The following is a 20,663-nucleotide window of genomic DNA, read 5'->3' on the forward strand; positions in this document are numbered from 1 at the left end:
GCCAGAAGCGAAGCTGGCATTTTTTTCGGAGGTGAAAAAAAATATTTTTCAGTATCTATACCTTCTTGAACCATGGATCAACACCTCCATTAGCTTCTTCTCGAGCACGCTTTTCAGCCATACCCAATTCGTAAGCCTTTTTCATAAACTCGTAATCGCGCAAGCGCTGGGCACGAGCTTCAGGAGTTTCCGGTCGACGGATCTTCATGTTTTCAAGAAAGCGACGAGCATCCTCGCCATAGAGAATCGGAGTTTCACGAATGGGTCTTGCCATAGTTCTCATAATATAAAATGATGAAATTTCAAAAACAAGGGATCGTCCGTCGGACGGTTTATTTTGCAAACAACCGTTAGCAAGAATCGAAAAAATTTACAAAAGAGAAAGCCAGCCCGAGGTGGACTGGCGATTTTCGGCAAGTTCTATTTTATTGTAGCTTTGAGAAGCTAAACGAAATCGTCGCAACGGTATTAGCGTCAGATTTGTCGAATACCCAACGGCTCACAGTCTTCTCAATTTCTTTGTCAAAATCACTATATCCGGTAGTGGATGATTCTATTGAACAACTAATCACATCACCATTCGGAGCTATAGTAAGCTTTAAAACGACATTACCAGAAAAACCAGCCTTCATATCCCAAAACTTTTTATAGACGTGTTTTAATCCAGGATTCCGCTGTTGTGCAACCTTCTCTAGATTTTTAGCAATTCGATTTCCGCTTGATATTATTTTAACATCTTTTACAGACACAGACAAAGTATAGGAATTAACTCCTTTTGAATTTTCGCCCGTAACTAATAAAGAAAGAGCGCTTCCAGAGTTATTTTTGCCAATTTCAACATCACTATTCTTTTTCGCGGGAGGATTTTCAGGAGATTTATTTTCCTTTGCTTGTTTTTTTTCACCACCCTTCACACAGCGAACAGACAAAAAATCTTCTTTTGCCTCATACATAGTATGAACATCATCATCATCTCTTAACCCGTAAGCCAAAACATCTCCTTCAGGGTAGTCCGTAGAGCTCCAAAATGCAGCAATATCACTCACGAACACGTTTTTTCTAACAACAGCAGCTCCCCCCTGCATTGCCGCAAACTGTAAATTATCTGTTCCATTTTGTTTCCAACCATTTTTACTTTTGAGTTTTTTTCCAATCCCCAGAATTTTCTTTTTGGGGGCAAATTCGCCGTTCCATCCCGCATCAAGAAATAAGCGTACCCAATCTCCCACATCAGGCACTCGCCAACCAGCCGGGCAAACCTTCATTGCTTCATTCCATGTATAAAGTCGACCATACTTTTTGCAATTAGCTTTTTTATCCAACAAGCAATGGCTTCCATCCGTTTTATATTTTAGATTCTCCGCCATCCAAGTCAAATCGGAAGATTTATGTTTCACAGTTTTATAAACATTACCGTCACGGGAATCCTTCAATGTTCCATTTTCAATCTGTTGCGCCTCAATAACATCAAGATCCACAGTTGCCGCATCACACACATACTTGAGCTTCGATGCAAATTCCTCGCATCCAGTATCTATCGCATACTTATACTTAAGAACACGCCCGCCTCTTTCCGTATATGGTGTAACAGACAATTTTCCACCTGCGGGACACTTACCAATAGCTTCTTTTGCCACAGCAAATATAGCATTTGGATTTTCAGATTCTCCCATCTCAAAATAAGGCATTCCCTTAGGGGATTGATAACCAATATTATAAAACGAACCTATTTTTTCCGTATCCTCAAAATAGGAGTTTTGCAATTTGACATACGTTCCAAAAAACACTGTCACAAGCTTGGGATCATTATCACCCGAGGTTGCATTCGCAAAAGCCGCCAGTGCCGAAACCAGCAACATTGTAAATGAGAATTTATTCATATTTTATTCCTTTTTTAAGTTTTTTATTCAAAGAGATGTTCTATCACTCGTCCTTGATGCAACGAACAGAAAGCCACATTTCCTTACTTTCGGGATAAAGATCCATTGCAGGACCATGTTCCACATACATTTTATTTTCGTTTCCATTAACTTGAGACGAACTCCAAAAATAAGCCCTCTCAGACTTATCGCCTTTATGATCTTCATAAACTGTTCGCTCTTCATAAATAAGTTTACCACCAACGTACCTAGGCGGTATATAGTACCCCTTACCAGCGGGTAATACAGAAAAACCAAAAGCGTCTATACCATATTTAGTATAATCCCAACCCGTTACACTTATGAGCATCTTAGCAGAGGGAAAGGCAAAAAAATCATTGACACCATAGTATTCTTCGCCTATAAATTTATTTAAAGCAACCCATTCAGCGTAGCTTGGTATATCCCATCCTTCAGGGCAAGCATCCTCAGCATCTTTCCAAGAATACAACCTCCCATATTTTTCACAGTTATGTTCATAATCACCATGACAATGACTTTCAGCTGTTTTATAGTTCAAATTAGCAGCCATCCAAACACGCGATCCGATAACCACAACAGGATACTTTTGTCCATCTCTAGGATCTGTGAAAAATTTCGTATGAACATATCGCCCATCCTTAATTTCCCCCTTAGATACAAGCTTTCCTCCTCTATACACCTTTACAGGTCCTTCGATAAAATCATTTTTATAGGTGTATTCCACCACTACATTTCCATGCTCAAGAACTTCCTTAAAAGTACCATTTTTCAAATCATGGTCATAAGAGCCCTCCAAAACAAGGGATCCGTTCTTACTATACTCCTTAAAGACTCCATTCTTCAGTCCATTTTCATACGTTCCCTCCTTAACAAGGATGCCCATTCTATTAAACTGCTTAAAAGAGCCATCCATTTTTCCAGTAGTCCTGTCCACCTCAAAAACCTTGAATGGTTTTGAACCGTCTTTGTCATAATATTCGTAATGTGTATCGTGATCCTTACAAGCACCAAGACACACTGCCAAAAGAGTCAATACAATCATCCATTGTATTTTTGCATCTTTCATATTTTATCCTTCCTTGATTAAAGATTTTTAAATTTTTTATAACAAAAAAGCCCATACTCTTCCATTGACTTATACGCATTCGTTAATCCCTGACTTGCAAAAGTGTGAGCAATAAGAAGTTTTCTCCAAGCACCATCATATTTCAAATGAACAACAATGCAACGTTTATTTATTTTATCTGTATTATCACATTTTTTCGGATCTTCAAATTCAATTTCTAGTTTACCCTCTTCTTTCATCTTCCTCAGCAAAGATTCAAAAATTTGTCCACAAAGTATTACATACTTTCGCTCTCTTGAAAAAATTTCATCTAAACAATCTTCAAAATACGGGACCAACAAATCGAGTTCTTCAGTTCTCACTTTAAAGCTTTGAGATGCAAAAGGAACTAGCTCTAGCTGAAGCTTTTTAAGCAGGACATTTCTCTTTGCAAGCAATTTATTCTGTATACAATCAAAATCTTTCGGAAGATCAATACCACTATCCGGCCACGATTTCAAAAAAGCGGCCTGCTTAACATCAAAAGCATCATACCTATAACATTCAGGCCAATAATCCGCATAATTCGTCTTATAACTCTTGTAATCTTCAATGAATTTGTCTATAGATTCATCATTCCAGTCATCACGTTTCCAACTTCTTGATATTTTTGAAAATCTTTCATCAGCTTCTGTAGCATCGCACCCCGGATTCAACATAACCATAACCGTAAATGCATCTCTATCACCACAAAAATGCGAAGGTTCTCCCTTTTCAGAAACCTTTTGAGACAATTTTTTATTGAGATTGACTGCGCGACAAATTCTTTTACCCTTTAATAGGTTTTTAAGATCTTCCCTGATCCTATCATCTAATTTTGTCATCGCTAGCATTCCTGTAAACTTTTTAACACCAAATATAAACAATTAAACAATGAAAAATCAAAAAAGCGCTCACCAAGCCCTCCCCTCTTCCCCAAATCGCAAAAATTTCTAAATTTGGGCTATGTTCTTAGACGAAAAAAATATTGAAGTTCGCTCCGGCAGAGGCGGTGACGGCATCTGCAGTTTCCATCGTGAAAAGTTTGTACCCCTCGGCGGTCCCGATGGCGGTGATGGCGGTCGTGGCGGTCACGTGATTTTGCAGGTGAACGAGCGGTACACCACGCTTCTCGACATGGGCAACACGCACATTTACAAGGCAAAGAGCGGTCAGCCCGGTGGCGCCAAGCGCTGCTCCGGTGCATCTGCCGAAGATTTGATTATTAGCGTTCCGCGCGGCACAATCGTCAAGGACGAACAGGGCCATATCCTCACGGACTTGACCGAACCGGGCCAGAAGTGGATTGCGGCTCGCGGCGGCAAGGGCGGCATGGGCAACCAGCATTTCGCAACTCCGAAGGTGCAAGCTCCGCGCAAATGCACTCCGGGTGAAAAGGGCGAAGTCCGCCAACTGTTCCTCGAACTCAAGCTCATGGCAGACGTGGGTCTCGTAGGCTTCCCGAACGCAGGCAAGTCCAGCCTTGTGAACAAGATTTCTAGCGGACGCCCGAAGGTTGGCGACTATCCGTTTACAACGCTTGAACCGGTGCTCGGCATCGTCCAGGTGAACGGCCACAGCTTTGTGGTTGCCGATATTCCGGGTCTCTTGGAAGGCGCAAGCGAAGGCAAGGGTCTTGGCCACCAGTTCCTCAAGCATATCGAACGTACGCACACGTTGCTCTTTGTGATTGACGGTTTTGCCGAAAACGCCTACGAGCAGTTCAAGGTTCTCAAGGAAGAGCTCAAGGCATTCCACCCGAAGCTTGCCGAAAAGAACTTTGTCGTTGCACTCAACAAGAGCGACCTCGGCATCGAAAACGCCATCAAGGAATTCAAGAAGCACCGCCAGAAAGTGGTCATCACATCGGCTGTCACTGGCGAAGGTTGCGCTGAATTGCAGCAGGCTTTGGACGCTGCGGTCCCCCATATGCACAAAAAAAGCATCGGTTGGAGCAAAAAAGCGTAACGGTTGCTTAAAATTATTGTAAATTCTTTAATATGAAGGCGACTCAGTCCAACATAACTAAGAAGGAAATCGTTGATGAAATCGCTTCCCAGACTGGATTTACGCAAGTAAAAACCAAAGTCATCGTGGAAGAACTCATCGACGCTATTTCCAATTGCGTTATCGAGGGCAACAATATCGAGTTGCGTGGATTCGGTCGCTTCAAGAATAAACAGCGCAAGGAACGCCGCACCCGGAACCCCAAGACTGGCGAGCTGGTCAATATCCCCGCCAAGGTGCGCCCGGTGTTTGAGCCCAGCAAGGACTTGATTGAAAAAATCAACAACGTTCCTTTCGACTTAGAAGAGGCTTTTGTCCCTAAAGATGATCAAGAAAGAATCTAGTACGCCCGTTATCCAGAACCGCAAGGCGAACCACCTCTATTTTGTAGATGAAACTTTTGAAGTGGGAATCATGCTCATCGGTTCGGAAGTGAAGTCTATCCGTAACGGCAAATGCACTCTGGGCGAAGCGTGGATTGATATCGACGAAAACAAGGATGAACTCTGGCTCGTCGGTGCGCATATCGATGAATACCTTTTCGCAAACCGTTTCAACCATTTCCCTGCACGCAGGAGAAAGCTCCTCGCCCACACGCACGAAATCCAGAAAATGCGCAAGGCGAAGGAATTGAAGGGTTGCACGATCATCCCGCTGAAAATGTACTTTAAGAACCGTATTGCAAAACTCGAAGTAGGAATATGCCGAGGCAAGGATCAACACGACAAGCGACAGGACATTCTAGTCCGCGACGCCAAGATGGAAATGGCTCGCGCCGCCAAGGCTCATCGCTAATTTTAGCTTTACTGCTAGTCGCATGTAACTTGGCCCTCGCTGCTACGGCAAGGGTCGATGTGGAGTCTGTCGCCCGCGAAATCAAGGGTTCGTTCCACTGGTATCCGGTACAAAAGACATTCTCGATTGTTTCTGCGAAGGACACGCTCAAGTTCGCCGTCGGCATTCCGTACATGACGCGCAACGGTCGCACGATTGATTTGTCGGCAGCGCCGGAACTTGATAACGGACACCTTTGGATTGCCGAGAACGATGCCAAGAAGATTTCTAATAAAATTGAGGCAGCCAAGCCGGTTGCAAAACCAGCCGAACAGAAACCTGCACAGCCGGTTGTCGTAAAGCCGAAGACTCCAAAGCAAGAAATCGCAGGCACGCGCGAAGTCCGCACCATCGTGATTGACCCCGGACACGGAGGCAAGGATCCCGGCGCTTCGGGCAAGAAGTCCCAAGAAAAAGATATCGTTCTCGCCGTTGCAAAGCTCTTGCGCAAGAACCTCGCGGACGAAGGCTTCAACGTGAAGCTCACCCGCAGCAAGGACGTTTTCATTGAATTACGCCAGCGCGCCATGCTCGCAAACCAGTGGGATGGCGACCTCTTCATCAGCCTGCACTGCAACGCCATCGATGCAAGCGAAGAGCGCAAGAAGATTATCCAGGGCTACCAGTTCTACGTGCTGCGCGCCCCGGAAAGCGAAGAAGACAAAGCGATAGCCCGTCGTGAAAACGCGGTTGCCACGCTCTACGGCGAAAAGAACGCCAAGGACGAACTTTCACCGCTAGAATGGTTCAAGCTCGAAGCTCGCCTCGAACAGTACAAACAAACTAGCTACCTCTTCACTGAGAAATTGCTAGACAGTTTTGATGGCGGAAAAATCAAGAAGATGAACACAGGCGTCGGCGGTGCGGGATTCATGGTTCTCGTAGGCGCAATGATGCCAGCCGTGCTCATTGAACTAGGCTTTATCAGCAACGAAGAAGACGAAGCTTACATGATGACAAAGGCAGGCCAGCAAGACCTTGCCGACCGCATCGCACAAGCTGTCAGCAAGTACAAGGACGCCGTCCACACCTACCGCGAAACACTAGGTAGAAACTAGACGAAAAAAGGAATCCGCAAGATTTGACTGGATTCCTCGTTACACTCGGAATGACGTGAAAGAATTAGCCCGAAAACTATTTCGCAGCCTTTGAATTTTTCTCAATGATTTCAAGGCATTCTGCCAAAATTGCATCATACTTTTGTTTGTAGCGCTCCGTTATCACGGGCGTGCCATCTTCGCAAGTCTTGGTCTTGGCGATGTAGCCACGGAACCAATTTTTGGAATCTATTTTATAATAATAATCATCCCACAAAAGATCCGGTGAATACGGCGCAATGGCAATGGCAACCTCTTCATCTGAATCATATAAATAAACATAGAGTTCATGTGGAGTCGAATTCTTCAATGTTTTCTGTTCTCGATCCAAAAGACTTTCCAAATATGTCCGCTCCGTTTCTGACAAAACATCGTCTTTGAGTTTTTGTTCAATTATTTCATACAGCTCTTTTTGGACATCTGCTAGGATGCCCGTAAATGGAAGAAAATCCTCTTGAGGACAATTACGAATCATTTCTTCTGATGAACTGGAGCTTTGAGCCCCAGAACTAGAACTTATCCCATGCGCTTCATCATATTCAGCAACATTTGTATAAACTAGATTATCTTCTAACCGATATTCTCTATAAGTACTATCATTGGTACACTCATAAGCGGTTTCAAAAAGAATCGGATTTGGACAAGGATTAAAAGGAACTCCATAGAGCAAACCTGAAGCGTACTCCATAGCCCTACATGATTCAAGTCCAAATTCGGCCCGCTCCAATTCATTTTTAGAAATAATTCCATTGGTTTCCAAATCGCGTTTAGCCGCATCACAACTTTCGTAACAATAGCGATACGCTGGGTAAAGCGTTTGCTTGCAGCCAACAGATGGATCTCTAGCTAATACATAACCAGCAGAACTCGAACTGCTGTTAGCGCCAGACGAACTTTCAACGCCCGACGAACTCGATGCGGATTCAGAAGAAGAACTTTGCGGTGGCGTATCGGAAGAGCTTGATTCAGGCGCTACTGCAGAACTTGATAATTCGCTAGAGCTACTTTCATTTGCATCAGACGATGAATCAGGATTTGCTGATGGCGACATCGGAAATTGCGGATTTGAATCCGAACAACTCGCCCAGAAAAGCGAAGCAACAGTCAAACTAAACAAGCGAATAAATTTATGGATAGTCATAGCAAATTCTTCTTTAAATCCTCGCAAAATCAATGGCGATAAATTCGGTCACCCTCAACGCGAACGCCTTTTGCCGTAAGACCACTTGCAGATTGTCCGTTGACTAAATACGGTTTTGCAACTGGCTTAACTTTATTCCTATTACGAACTGGTTTTACAATAGGTGAAGGCGGCAAAACACCTTTTCCAACAGGCAATTCGCCGCTATATGACGGAATTTTGCTAAACGTGGGCGTACCGTCATCTTGGAAAATACATTGGTGAACATAATAAGCCGGGAATCCTTGCTTTGTCACCCTATAATTCCAATCATACACCGTATCGTACACAGTTATATATTGGCACAACGCGTAATACGAAGAGTCCTTTTTATACACAAAATAATTCGTATCATTCGCCGTACTATTTTTTAATGAGTGCTTATATGATTCCGTCAAGGAATGCCAACTACCGTCCCGTTCCTCATAAAAAGCCAAAGAATCATTCAAATCGAGAGTAGTCCCTTCTTTTAAAGCATCCTTTGAATTGACACTCCAAAAATTTTGGTCATATTCAAAAAAGGCGACGTTTTTCATTGTAAAATTACAAGCCCCATATAAAATGCCACAAACGCAAGCAGCATCCCACAGCCAAACACTATAGCCTTTGCCATTTTCAAAAACAACGCTGTCTTTAGAAAATCCCCAAACAGGATTATCAATATAATCCGAGGAACTCAAATTCACTATAAAAGACTGTTCCCATTCTTTTGCTTGAGCCGTACCAAGTCCCATCACAAAAGCAACAGCCAGTCCAGACAAGAATAAACTTTTTATGTTTTTCATTCCCATTCTCTCCTTTTTTAACAATATACAATTTGCTCAAATAAATTCATACGCAAGATGTTTTTATTTTACAAATTGAATTTCCAGGAACATGAAACAAAATTTTATTCAGCCTTTTTTAATTCTTTCTCAATAAGTTCAAGGCATTCCGCAAGAATCGCATCGTATTTTTCCTGATAGATTTCAGTAGTTGCAGGAGCGCCGTCCGCACAAGTTTTTGTTTTGGCGATATAGCCATCAAACCAGTAACCAGAATACATTCTCAACCGAGAATCATTCCCTTCCCCACTATCTTCAGTATAGGGAGCTAAGCGTCCTTTCAACGTTTTGTTTTCACGATCCAAAAGACTCCCTAAATATTTTTGTTCGGCTTCGGGTCTTGCAATATCTTGTATGAACTTTTCAGAAACAATCTCATACAATTTTTTCTGCACATCAGCAAGGACATCCGTAAATAAGGCAAAATCTCCCTGCGGGCAATTTTTTACAATAACATCTGGCGCGACGCCATGAGCCTCATCATATTCTTTTTGGCTCGTATAGAATTTTTTCCCATCTAATTTAACATCGCTATAAGAGCTGTCATTAGAACATTTCATGTCCACAAACATACGCATTGGGCAGCCCCCATAAGAGATGCCATAAAGCGGTTCTTCCCGAAACAAGTCCTTAACAGCACCGCAAGACTGGAGAGCACTTTCCCATCTTGAGATAATTTTTTCGGACAACGTTGTATCCGAACCCAAATACTTTTTATAATCATCACAAGAAATATCTTTTGTACTACTGCAAGCCGTCATTCCCATATAAGAATTAGCATAACAAGTCACAGAGGGATCTCTAGCCAAAACATAGCTCGCAGCACTAGATGAGCTTCTAGCTATTGAAGAACTACTCAAAGAAGGCGTTTCGCTAGATGAGCTCATCTCAGACACTGTAGACGAGGAACTAGGAGGTGGCGGAGCATCCGAACTTGATTCAGAAACAATCGCAGAACTCGATTCAGGCGCTACCGCAGAACTTGATAATTCGCTAGAGCTACTTTCATTTGCATCAGACGATGAATCAGGATTCGTCAAGGACTGTGCCGGAAATTGAGGATTCGAATCCGAGCAACTTGCCCAAAAAAACGATGCGACAGTCAAGCTAAATAGGCGGAAAAACTTATGGATAGTCATAGCAAATTCTTCTTTAAATCCTCGCAAAATCAATGACGATAGATTCGGTCGCCTTCAACGCGAACGCCTTTTGCCGTAAGACCACTTGCAGATTGTCCGTTGACTAAATAAGGCTTGCGGGGTGCATTAACACGAGTCGGCTTACGAACCGGATTTGCAAAACCCGTAGGACCTTCAATCTTACGCGCTTCAGGCAACACTCCGCTAAATGCAGGAATCTTGCTAAACGTAGGCGTTCCATCGTCCTGGAAAATACACTGATGCGCAAAAAATCCAGGAATATAATCTGTTTCACCCCACCTATAGACCACAGTATCGTAAACCGTTACATACTGGCACAAAGCATAGTACGAAGAATCTTTTTTATATACAAAATAATTTGTGTCGTTTTCAGCATCTAGCTTGTTGGAATAAACGTATGTTTCTAACAATATATTACGAGATTCATCTTTAAAGGCTGATGAATCATTCAGATTAAGTGCATTTCCCGCTTTCAGCGCATCCTTTGAAACGACACTCCAAAAATTTTGTTCATAATCATAAAAACCATAATGGTCAAGGTACGCGTAGCAATTTCCATGATCTAGATCTATTCCACAAACGCAAGTCATGTTTACATTCCAAGTAGAATAGCCCTTACCAGGCTTATTTTCAATGCTATCTTTGGAAAATCCCCATTTGGAACTCTGCCAAGAATCACTGTTAAGGTCAGCTACGTAGGACTGTACCCATTCCTTAGCCTGAGAAATACCAAGCCCAAACAAAAGAGCCAAAGCAAAGCTCGACTTTAAAATATTTTTTTGGTTATCCATACCAACTCCTTCTTCTTAACAACAATATATAATTTGTACCTTAACAACGTACAAGTTATTGATGTAAATAAAAAAGAACTGTCACTTTCGCAACAGTTCACTCTAAAAAAAACTGGATCCTTCGCCTTCGCTCAGGATGACGTAAGGCTACTTACGGATTTGCACGGAGTGCTTGTTTACTGCAGGGCGACCGAGCAAGTCAAAGTATTGATACTTTTTGATGTTCGCCGCCGCCGGTCGGATTTTGCGGATTCCAATCGTTTCTTCTTGAGGATACAGCGGGATAAAGAACATTTCTGTCAAAGTAGACGAATCTTCCTCAGTAAGATGAATTGTTTGGCCCAGAGCCTCGTAAGTAATCTTCACATATTTTTCATCATCAGGGTTGCCGATATGACAGACATTTGGATCTTTTTTATCCAAAAGTACTTTTATAAATTCTCCATTTTTGTACTCAACAAGAGTCTCTTCGTCTTTAAGATTTACATATCCATTAAGCGTGTCAACCTTCCCCGAATTAGATCTATAAAAAGCATAAGGATGCATATCATCAGCGACCTTCATATATTTGACCATTCCGAAAAGTTCGCCATCGTTATTGATTACAAGCGTAATCATGCCATTCAAGGTATCCGCTTCCTGAGTATAATGGAAAACAGTTTTAACAGTATCTTTCGAATCCATCAAAACAAGGCTATCCGGAAGAGAATTTCCAGGCGTGTAATAGTATTTCTTGGACCAAGGCTTTGAATCCGCACCCTCTGCAGGCGCCCTGTAAAGGCTGTCAAGAACATAGTCTTCCGGGACATAATAATCCACCGGCTTGGTTTTGAAATAAGCCTCAAGACAGTTGATGGCATTCGCGTAAATGGAAAGTGCGGCAAGAGAAAAGAGAATTTTTTTGAACATAAATGCCTTTGTAGTTAAAATATTAAATAAAATATAATTATTTTACAATAAAAAAAGAGAACCGTTGCCAAAGCAACAGTTCTCTTTTGAAATGGAGATTCCCGCTCGGTGGCGGGAATGACGTGCAAGACAAGCCGCTCTTTCGTCTCTCGTCTGTAGCGAGCGACGCGAGCGTTCTCTCGTCTAATTACTCGGCGTCCATGTCAGCTTCGTCGATTTCGGCGTTATGGTAGACTTCCTGAACGTCGTCGTGGTCTTCGAACTTGTCGATGAGCTTGAGGAGCTTGACAGCGTCGTCGTGACCGAGCTTGACCGGGTCATTCGGAACGTAGCTGAGTTCAGCGCTCATCATTTCGATACCAGCATTTTCGAGAGCCTTGGAAACGGCGTCGAAAGCTTCCGGAGAAGTGGAGATTTCATGAACGCCATCTTCGGTGCTCATGTCTTCTGCGCCAGCTTCGAGGACGAGGTCCATGACCTGGTCTTCCGGATACTTTTCAGCATCGACGATAATGACACCCTTGTAGGTGAATGCCCAAGAAACGGAACCGGATTCGCCCATGGAGCCGTTGTTCTTGTTGAAGATGTTACGGATTTCAGCAACCGTACGGACCTTGTTGTCGGTCATGCACTGCACCATGATAGCGATGCCTGCCGGGCCGCGTCCTTCGTACAGCGGTTCCGTCATTTCGGTACCGGAGTTAGCACCCGTACCCTTGGCAATAGCACTTTCGATGTTCTTGGTCGGCAAGCTCTGGCTCTTGGACTTGAGGATTGCAGCACGGAGACGCGGGTTAGCGTCAGGGTTGCCGCCGCCGAGCTTAGCAGCGATGGAGATTTCCTTGATCAGCTTGTTCCAAGCCTTGGCACGAGCGACGTCGGTTTTGGCTTTCTTGCGTTTGGTGGTGGCCCATTTGGAGTGACCGGACATAATTTACCTCTACTTGAGTTTTGTAATAAAATTTAATAACTATTTGCCATTCATCTTGCAGCGGCGTTTCTGCTTGGCAGTGAGCTTGCGACCCGTGCAATCAAGATCAACCTTCTTGGACTTGAGCTTGGTCTTTTCCGCTTTTTCACGAGCCCTGCGGTCTGCCTCTTCCTGAGCCTTGCGCTCGGCTTCGGCAGCCTTAGCCGCTTGGCGCTTCTGCTGCATATCGACAAGCTTAGTCTTGTCTATAGGAACAGCAGATGCCTTTGTAATTTCACGTTCGTACTTACCGCTCCAGATTCTACCGAGAAGCGAGCCAGACTGGAGAGCATCATCCAAAATGCTCTGGGCCCAGCTGTCGTTTGCAGGCGGCAAAAGCTTGAACGACAAGTTGCGAATTCTAGTCGGTTCTTCGTCGTAATAAAGCATCATGTCGAAGAAGCCCACGTTGTATTCTTCGCCATCGGAACCGGCAGCAATCTTGTCCGGGATGTAGGCAAGCACAGCGTAAAGCGCTCTATCGAAAAGAGCCGTTATAAGGACATCAGAATCTCCACCGGGAGCCTGGACTTCACCTTCCGCAAGGAAAGACCACGGAGCCACATCGACTCGGAGCCTGAACTTGTGGAAACCCTTCTCAGCCTTTTTGAGCTTGATCAAGGCGCCAGAGAAAGCCTGGAATTCCGGCTTAATGGAGCCTTCCTGCGCGAACACCATGGCACACGCAAGGAAGATGACCGTTAGAAGTTTTTTCATTTCCCTAATCCGATTTGCTTAATTTGTCCTTAGTTCTTGAAGAACAAAGCCTTGGCAGCTTCGAACATAGGATCCTTTTCATCCGGATTACGGCATTCCGTATAAATACGGACCTTCGGTTCCGTACCGGACGGACGGACGAGCATCCAGGAATCGTCGTCGAAGATGACCTTCACGCCGTCGAGCGTGAGGAGCTGCTTCACGGTCTTTTCATTGCTACCGACCATGACCTTTGCACCCGGCTTAGCGATATCGGCGATAGCGTTGACCTTAGCCTTGAGCGGTTCGCCAACGAGGGACTTGTCGACTTCAAAACCAGAACGGGTCGGGTAGAAGCGGCCATATTCTTCGTACAAAGCGTCGAGGTATTCGCCGAGGTTCTTGCCAGTCGTAGCGAGAATTTCGAGAGCGATGAGGAGGCCGAACTGAGCGTCCTTTTCAAGCGTGTTGTTGAGGCCGGAGATACCGTCAGATTCTTCGAATGCGACGAGAGCCTTCTGCTTGGCGTTGCGGGAAAGCCAGGGGCGGAAGTTCTTGAAGCCCACCGGAGTTTCCATCACGGGTACGCCGAGCTTTTCGGCGATGATGTTCACAAAGTTAGATGTAGCGACGGACTTAGCGACACAGCCCTGTTCCTTGCGCCAGGTAGCCATGTAGTGGAAAGCGATAGCACCGAACTGGTTCATATCGATTTCGCGAGTACCGTCGTAGAAACGGATACGGTCACCATCCGGGTCGAAGATGGCGCCCAGGCGGAACCAGGACTTGCTTTCGTCGAGAACCTTGCGGACCTTTTCGAGGTTCTTGCTGGACGGTTCCGGAGCGATACCGCCGAACAAAGAATCGTCTTCGTTGCGGAGCGTGATGAGGCATTCCGGATTGTCGAGGAGAGCTGCCGGACGGCGGCGGGTAGAACCGTGAACGTGGTCGCACACGAGCGTGAGGCGGCCCTTCTTGATGAATTCCTTAATGCGGTCAAACTTGATCGTGCCCTGCTTGACGAGGAATTCCTTGTAAATCTTGAGGGAGTCGATAATTTCCCAGTCAACCTTGGAGACCGGTTCGAACTTCCAGGTAGCCATCATTTCGTTAGAAAGCTTGGTGATGACGTTCGTGATTTCCGGACCTGCAGGACCGCCGTCTGCCGGATTGAACTTGATGCCGTTGTAGTGGCTCGGGTTGTGGCTCGGAGTCATGTTGATGGAGCAGGCAGCGCCGAGCATTTCGATTGCAGCGGAGAATTCCGGAGTCGGCATTTCGCCACCGTAGTAGACCTTCACGCCAGCCTTTGCAAACTGGTCTGCGACAACTTCGCAGAATTCGTGACCGAGCAAGCGGTTGTCATGGCCAACGACCACACCACGCTTCTGGAGTTCAGCAAAATCCTTGACACCCAGAGCAGCGAAGAGTTCCGGAGTTGCTTCCTTGTACAAACGCACAATAGCAGCACCGACAACCTGCAAGTTGCGGAGCGTGAATTCAGAACCGATTTCACCGCGCCAGCCGGAGGTACCAAAGCTGACCTTAGCCGGTTCCTGGGAGGTCAATGCGACCTGCTTCACGGTTTCAACCAGGTTCATATCGGTAGCCGGGTTGAATTCGGGGGACTGAATCTTTTTCCAAATCTGGGTAATATTTTCCATAGCGGTTCCTTTGTAGTTTTAACGCGCAAAATTTAGTAAAATAGAACCCAGTACCTAGAAATCAGTGCTTAGAAGATATGCAAAATTACGGGGTTACAAATCCTATAAAAAAGACTCACATTCATGTGAGCCTTGACTTTTACCTATTTCTTAAATTGCAACGACTACTTCGATTTCAAAGCTTCAAGCCGAGCCTTCGCCTCAGCAATTTTCTCTGGGGGCAAGCCCATTGCCTGCATAACGCTTATAGCATCGGCATAGCCTTCAGTTTTGCCTTCCGACTTGCCTTCAGTCTTACCCTTGAGAAAATTCTCAGCAATAACGGCATCGTACGCATGCATTCCGTCGAACATGAATTGCTCCATTTTTTTCAAAAGTTCAGGATCAGCATTGCTTACCCGCAAGCGGTCCAAAGCGTTCTTGAGAAGCGGGTCTTCCGATTCGGGGACTTCAAGCGGGCCCCTTGAAATAAGCCTAAGCCAGAAATCTTCACGGGAGTTCACGCCCTTGCGAAGCTTCAAGAACTTAACCAAATCGACTATAATATATTTATTTTTCGGCTCCAAAATCGGGAACCTGCAAAGCCAAATGGAAACAGTTTCAGGAACCTCGTAATAATGAGCCATCTTTTCCTTTTCGGACATCGCAAGGAACTGTTCCGAACGATTGTAGTCATGCTTGCCACGTATCGTTAGATACGCATTGTAAAGTTGCATACGGTCCAAAAAGAACGGATGTTCGCGGTTTTGTAACTCGATATTCATGAAGCGGTTGTCACGTGTCGACACCCACACGTCAAGCCGCATGGGCTCATCGCCTGGCATAAACACGTCGATATACTTTTCGAATGCGTAGCTGAGATCGACAATTTCGTGGTCACGGTCGAGTTCAAGAATACCATTCAGCAGGTCACGAATCGTGTCCTTGTCATCCAGCAAGGCGCGGAACGTCGCCGGATAATACGGGAGCAAGTATTCTACGCCATCAGCGTTTTTGACGATGTACGGTTTTGTTGTATTATTTTCATTTGCCATTAGCATGTCCTTATAACGGTAAGGAACATCCCCTACCCGTTATATTAACACGCTTTTGACGCCTACGGCGTCCGCGGCTGCACTCGGTCATAGAAAAATGCAAGCATTTTTCTGCGACTCTCGTTTTGCACGCTTTTTTGCTCCGTTTGGCCCAAAACTTTTTTTGAATTCGAGTAAAATGATTTTAACACAGACAACAAAACAATTTCGGATAAAGTTAATTTTTCAGCATCAAGCCGGGGCGTTACGGGCCGGCGACTGAGGGCCCGTTCGAGAGGGTGGTGAGCAACGAAGTGCGAACCAGGGGGATCCCTCCCCCACCAACCTTAACTAGATTGCCGCGTCGCTACGCTCCTCGCAATGACGTTTTTTCAAGCTACAGTTCTTGATTTACAAGCCTTTAATTTCGCCATATTTTTCACTCGTCTTTCGTCTCTAGTCTCTCGTCTATACTATATTTAGGTTACTATGCAAATTACAAACGCTTCTCAACTTACTGGTGTTTTCCCCGCGTTGTTCACCCCGCTCAAGAACGACGATCCTAAGAACCTTCGCAACTCCATCGACTATAAGAAGATGGGGCAGATGATTGACGATGTTATTGCAGCTGGTGCTAGTGGTGTGCTCCCCGCCGTGACGACGGGCCAGAGTGCAACGGTCTCTCCGCAGCAGCACTTGGATATCATTAAGTTCACGCTCGACTACGTTGACGGTCGCGTTCCTGTGATTGCAGGCGCAGGCTCCAACTGCACGCGCGAATCTATCGAGATGATCGAAAACGTTTTGAAGATTGCTCCAGTAGCAGTCCTCTGCGTCACTGGCTACTACAACAATCCGCCGCAGGAAGGACTCCTCAAGCACTACCAGACGCTCAGTAGCGAAACGGGTGCAAAGATTGTTATTTACAACGTTCCGGGCCGTACCTCCAGCTATGTCCATCCGGACACCTTGATTGCTCTTGCCGAAGACAAGAACATCATCGGTCTCAAGCAGGCGGTTGAATTTGGTTTTGGCGAAAAGTTCCACGAAGACACGATGCGCGTCATCAAGGAAACAAAGGGCAAGGACTTCGCCGTGATGAGCGGTGAAGACGGTCTCTTTGCTGATCTCCTCGAAATGGGCGGCACGGGTATCGTGAGCGCAACGGGCAACATCCCGGAAGCTTGCAAGACTTTCGTTGACCTCTACAAGGCTTTCCAGGCTGGCGACAAGGACAAGGCGCACAACTTGCAGAAGGCTGCTCGTGACTATATCGACGCCACGTTCTGCCGCAAGAACCCGATTCCTCTCGGAACGCTCTTCAACAGCCCGTTGTTCCAGCCGCTCGTAAGCGTGAAGGACACGGCTAACGGTGCTGACGCTGTTGCCCGCATCATGAAGCTCATCGACGAGAAGGCCCAGAGCTTGAAGAAGTATCATGAATAAGTTGGTAGAACTTAGTTGGCAGAACTTAGATATAATCGCTAGGTTCTAAGATCTAAGTTCTAAAATCTAAGTTCTATAATTCAGGAGAATCACAATGGCTAAGAATGAAAAATCCGTTACCGACTTGGTCTGCGAACACATCAAGAAGCAGAAGCTTCTCCCGATTCCGGTGCAGACTCTGAACGAAGAAGCCGAAGCTACTCGCTACTTCGGCGGCGACCTCAAGGAATTCTTGGCAGCAGCCAAGACTCTCGGCGCAAAGGGAATCTTCGTTGAAACACTTTATCTGGAAGACGACGAATTCTACTACGACAGCGGCATCGATGACGAAGAATACCTCGCCATGAACGGCGCTGACGGAAGCTGCACTTGCGGCTGCGGTGACAACTGCGACTGCAAGAAGGGCGACAAGAAGAAGTCCAAGAAGGCTGACGACGACAAGGTCGACGGCGTGTTCCTTGAACCGGAAGACCTCGACGGTCTTGACCTATCCCTCCTCCGTCCTGAAATTGCAAAGTTCCTCGACCGCGTTGGCGAATGCTGTGGCGTGCGCTTGACGGTTCCGGGTGTGGACCACCTCGAAGTCGAAATCTTCGCTGACTGGTACGACGAATTCGCTGAACTCGTGGACGAAGCTTCTGAAATCATCGAAGAAGATCCGAACGGCGCTCTCGAACAGGTCGAAGCCATGTTCAAGGAAGCAGAAAAGGCTGCTAAGGAAGAAGACAAGAGCGTGAAGAAGATTTCGGCACATCCCCCGAAAAAGACCGCAAGCGCTAAAGCTAAGAAGTAAATCATTCAGAGCGCTTGCTCTCGCAAAAGCGTGCAAAACGAGCGTCGCGAAATTATGCTTGCATAATTTCATGACCGAGTAAAGCCGCGGACGCTGAAAGCGTCAATCACGACCCGTTAATACGGGTCGCTTTTTGCTCACGGAAATCTAAGAAGTAATCTTCGACTTTAGACAAAGTATTTACGCGAGTTCCGTTGCGGGACTCGCGTTTTTTTTTGCGTAAGATGCGCAGCATTGCACAATATGCAAAAACGCTCCCCGACGGGGAGCGTTTTTACAGTCTTTAGGAAGAGAGACTTATTACTTCACGGCGACGCGCTGCATAAAGTTGCCCTGCTTCACCATGTAGATGCCAGCGTTCTTGAAGTTAGCCTTCAGAACCTGGGCGACAGAGGCGCCAGCGTCGAGCTTCACAGTGCCGAGGAAACGGCCCTGCATGTCGAACACCTGGAAGTTGCCGCTCTTGAGTTCCATCTTCGGAGCTGCATGGAGGGCAACCGTGGAGCTAGAAGATTCTACCTTTGCTTCGGAAGAGCTGGATTCCGGTTCCGGCTGAGCAAGCGGATGAGCCTTATCCGTCATCTTGAAGTAGGTGACATCGAAGGAACCCGAGCCACCACCGGCTTCCACGAGCACCTTGGCTTCGTACATCTTCCCCATCTTCATGCCGAGTTCTTCCCACTTCTTCATATGGGCAGTGATGTCGATATGGCCGCAAGAACGAGCACTCTTACGAACGCTGAAGTATTGCGGGAAGGTCTGCGTACCCTTAATGGAGGGCTGCTGGACACGGGTATTCTGCCAGATTTCGTAGGTGTCACCATCAACCGTAAATTCACCCTTTCTCTGGCCGAGGAGGTTTGCACCCGGCTTATTGAACCAGTCATCAACAATGTAGTATTCTACGAGCGGATCCACCGTCCAGCCATAGATACCGATGTAGTTGTAGCCACCAGCACTACCCTGCTTGCTCCACTTGTAGTAGGCATCGATAGGGCCAAGTTCTTCGTAAGTGTGCTTTTCATCATACTTGAAACCGACACGAGCAAGGAAGTCGTTGGTACCATTCCAGCTTGCCTTATAAGTACCGTTGTCGTAGAACGTCATGGAGTTGTTACCACCCTGATACCAAATTTCATAGTGGTACGGAGAGCTGCCGACGTTACCCGTCACGCTAGAGTTGTTCTGACCCTGAGTTCTCGTTTCTTTGCCTTCATGGCCCATAACGTCCTTGCAGGCGTCAATTTTACCAGAAACGTTGCCGTTACCCTTAGAGGAACTGGATTTCGGTGCATCCGTAGAAGAGCTAGACTTCACAGAAGAGGAAGAAACCGGATCAGAGCCGTTTTTCACATAGACCTTGGCATGCGGGAAGTCCATATGACCGCCACGAACTTCGCCATTCACGTTACCAGCTTCGCCAAGCACCTTGGCTTCGTAAAGCTTACCCATGGTGAGGCCCATCTTTTCCCACTGTCTCATGTGTTCAGAAATATTGATGGTACCGCAATCGCGCGGAGAGGTACGCACGCTGAAATACTGATAGAACGTGACGTTACCGCTGTTCTTAATAGCCGGACCGGTACGGGTATTGCGATAAACAGTATAGGTACCGCCGTCAACCGTAATGGTACCCTTTCTTTCGTTACCAATCCAGCTACCCGGCATGTCATTGGCGAGGGTGTTATCAATCACGTAGTATTCGACCAACTGGCTAGGCGTTCCAGAAACACCTTCCATCCAGCCATAGATACCGATATAAGAGTAACCCACATTCTGGGCACCGCTCTTCACAAGCTTGAACTCGGCAATCATATCACCACCAAGTTCCTTGTAGGTCTTGTTACTGCCAAGGGAAAGGCCCGCACGGCAGAGATAGTCCTTAGCACCAGTGATATTGCAGTCCATGGAACCGTCACTATAGAATGTAGCGCTACCACCATGGCCGTTTTCATCCCAAAGTTCGTAACCGATATCGCCGATTTTACCAGTTTGGTTCGAAGTAATCGTTACCTTTTGGCCGGAATGTTGCGCATTGCTGCAGAAATCCTGAGCAAAAGCTGTCGAAGCCATACCCAAAGCCATTGCGAAAACAACGCTAGACTTGGTCACACTAAATGTTTTCATATGATACTCCTCACATTTTAGTTATGCTGAACATAATATATGAGTGACAGATGAAAAAAGACCGACATTAAACAAATGTTTGTTGTTGTAAAAAACAACGACAATATTTTTACATTATAAGACCGCTCGCCTCCTTTGAAGGCAACCGCTCGATTATCCGCCAACAG

Annotated in this window: 20 protein-coding genes; 6 read left to right on the plus strand and 14 right to left on the minus strand. The window is 45.9% G+C overall.

Annotated elements, in window-relative coordinates:
• Nucleotides 1–55: 55 nt before the first annotated feature.
• The 4 genes from FSU_RS03590 to FSU_RS03605 form a co-directional block, all read right to left on the minus strand.
• Complete coding sequence (locus FSU_RS03590; RefSeq protein WP_012820185.1) at nt 56–283, minus strand: hypothetical protein; 228 nt, start codon at nt 281–283, stop codon at nt 56–58.
• A gap of 142 nt (nt 284–425) precedes the next feature.
• Entirely contained in the window at nt 426–1,880 is a 1,455-nt protein-coding gene (locus FSU_RS03595) for a TonB family protein (RefSeq protein WP_012820186.1), read from the minus strand.
• Between the two features lie 43 nt (nt 1,881–1,923).
• Nucleotides 1,924–2,967: an FISUMP domain-containing protein gene (locus tag FSU_RS03600; protein ID WP_012820187.1), complete on the minus strand. Its 1,044-nt coding sequence runs from the start codon at nt 2,965–2,967 to the stop codon at nt 1,924–1,926.
• Nucleotides 2,968–2,984: 17 nt separating this feature from the next.
• The gene (locus FSU_RS03605) at nt 2,985–3,830 is read right to left on the minus strand and encodes a hypothetical protein (RefSeq protein WP_012820188.1); all 846 of its coding nucleotides are present in this window, start codon (nt 3,828–3,830) and stop codon (nt 2,985–2,987) included.
• 121 nt (nt 3,831–3,951) lie between these two features.
• On the opposite strand from FSU_RS03605, the gene obgE reads away from it, so the two are divergent.
• From obgE to FSU_RS03625, 4 genes are read left to right on the plus strand one after another with little or no spacing between them, the layout of a single operon-like run.
• Nucleotides 3,952–4,953, plus strand: coding sequence for a GTPase ObgE (gene obgE, locus FSU_RS03610; protein WP_014545304.1), 1,002 nt, complete (start codon nt 3,952–3,954; stop codon nt 4,951–4,953).
• A gap of 32 nt (nt 4,954–4,985) precedes the next feature.
• Entirely contained in the window at nt 4,986–5,336 is a 351-nt protein-coding gene (locus FSU_RS03615) for an HU family DNA-binding protein (RefSeq protein ID WP_012820190.1), read from the plus strand.
• On the plus strand, nt 5,317–5,787 hold the full coding sequence (smpB, locus tag FSU_RS03620; RefSeq protein ID WP_012820191.1) for an SsrA-binding protein SmpB: 471 nt from the start codon (nt 5,317–5,319) through the stop codon (nt 5,785–5,787). Before FSU_RS03615 ends, smpB begins: the two co-directional genes overlap by 20 nt.
• 29 nt (nt 5,788–5,816) lie before the next feature.
• Nucleotides 5,817–6,884, plus strand: a complete 1,068-nt coding sequence (locus FSU_RS03625) for an N-acetylmuramoyl-L-alanine amidase family protein (protein WP_014545306.1) — start codon at nt 5,817–5,819, stop codon at nt 6,882–6,884.
• A 76-nt stretch (nt 6,885–6,960) separates the two neighbouring features.
• On the opposite strand, the gene FSU_RS03630 is transcribed toward FSU_RS03625, so the two are convergent.
• The 9 genes from FSU_RS03630 to FSU_RS03670 form a co-directional block, all read right to left on the minus strand.
• Nucleotides 6,961–8,064, minus strand: coding sequence for a hypothetical protein (locus FSU_RS03630; RefSeq protein WP_012820193.1), 1,104 nt, complete (start codon nt 8,062–8,064; stop codon nt 6,961–6,963).
• A gap of 29 nt (nt 8,065–8,093) precedes the next feature.
• Entirely contained in the window at nt 8,094–8,888 is a 795-nt protein-coding gene (locus FSU_RS03635) for a hypothetical protein (RefSeq protein WP_012820194.1), read from the minus strand.
• A gap of 104 nt (nt 8,889–8,992) precedes the next feature.
• Complete coding sequence (locus tag FSU_RS03640) at nt 8,993–10,066, minus strand: hypothetical protein (RefSeq protein ID WP_014545308.1); 1,074 nt, start codon at nt 10,064–10,066, stop codon at nt 8,993–8,995.
• Between the two features lie 29 nt (nt 10,067–10,095).
• Complete coding sequence (locus FSU_RS03645) at nt 10,096–10,878, minus strand: hypothetical protein (protein ID WP_012820196.1); 783 nt, start codon at nt 10,876–10,878, stop codon at nt 10,096–10,098.
• A 147-nt stretch (nt 10,879–11,025) separates the two neighbouring features.
• On the minus strand, nt 11,026–11,787 hold the full coding sequence (locus FSU_RS03650) for a hypothetical protein (RefSeq protein WP_012820197.1): 762 nt from the start codon (nt 11,785–11,787) through the stop codon (nt 11,026–11,028).
• Nucleotides 11,788–11,974: 187 nt separating this feature from the next.
• Nucleotides 11,975–12,718 (minus strand): YebC/PmpR family DNA-binding transcriptional regulator, encoded by a 744-nt coding sequence (locus FSU_RS03655; protein WP_012820198.1) that lies wholly within the window; start codon nt 12,716–12,718, stop codon nt 11,975–11,977.
• Nucleotides 12,719–12,757: 39 nt separating this feature from the next.
• Complete coding sequence (locus FSU_RS03660; protein WP_012820199.1) at nt 12,758–13,474, minus strand: hypothetical protein; 717 nt, start codon at nt 13,472–13,474, stop codon at nt 12,758–12,760.
• Nucleotides 13,475–13,503: 29 nt separating this feature from the next.
• Nucleotides 13,504–15,117 (minus strand): phosphohexomutase domain-containing protein, encoded by a 1,614-nt coding sequence (locus FSU_RS03665; RefSeq protein ID WP_012820200.1) that lies wholly within the window; start codon nt 15,115–15,117, stop codon nt 13,504–13,506.
• Between the two features lie 164 nt (nt 15,118–15,281).
• Nucleotides 15,282–16,151 carry a PD-(D/E)XK nuclease family transposase gene (locus FSU_RS03670; RefSeq protein WP_012820201.1) on the minus strand — a complete coding sequence of 290 codons (870 nt, stop codon included), beginning with the start codon at nt 16,149–16,151 and terminating at the stop codon, nt 15,282–15,284.
• Nucleotides 16,152–16,619: 468 nt separating this feature from the next.
• On the opposite strand from FSU_RS03670, the gene dapA reads away from it, so the two are divergent.
• Both dapA and FSU_RS03680 read left to right on the plus strand, forming a co-directional pair.
• Nucleotides 16,620–17,576 carry a 4-hydroxy-tetrahydrodipicolinate synthase gene (dapA, locus tag FSU_RS03675; RefSeq protein WP_012820202.1) on the plus strand — a complete coding sequence of 319 codons (957 nt, stop codon included), beginning with the start codon at nt 16,620–16,622 and terminating at the stop codon, nt 17,574–17,576.
• Nucleotides 17,577–17,670: 94 nt separating this feature from the next.
• Nucleotides 17,671–18,369, plus strand: coding sequence for a hypothetical protein (locus tag FSU_RS03680; RefSeq protein WP_012820203.1), 699 nt, complete (start codon nt 17,671–17,673; stop codon nt 18,367–18,369).
• Nucleotides 18,370–18,669: 300 nt separating this feature from the next.
• On the opposite strand, the gene FSU_RS03685 is transcribed toward FSU_RS03680, so the two are convergent.
• Nucleotides 18,670–20,496, minus strand: a complete 1,827-nt coding sequence (locus tag FSU_RS03685) for a glycoside hydrolase family 11 protein (RefSeq protein WP_012820204.1) — start codon at nt 20,494–20,496, stop codon at nt 18,670–18,672.
• Nucleotides 20,497–20,663: the final 167 nt, after the last annotated feature.

This window comes from Fibrobacter succinogenes subsp. succinogenes S85 (genome assembly GCF_000146505.1).
In the GTDB taxonomy this organism is placed as follows: domain Bacteria; phylum Fibrobacterota; class Fibrobacteria; order Fibrobacterales; family Fibrobacteraceae; genus Fibrobacter; species Fibrobacter succinogenes.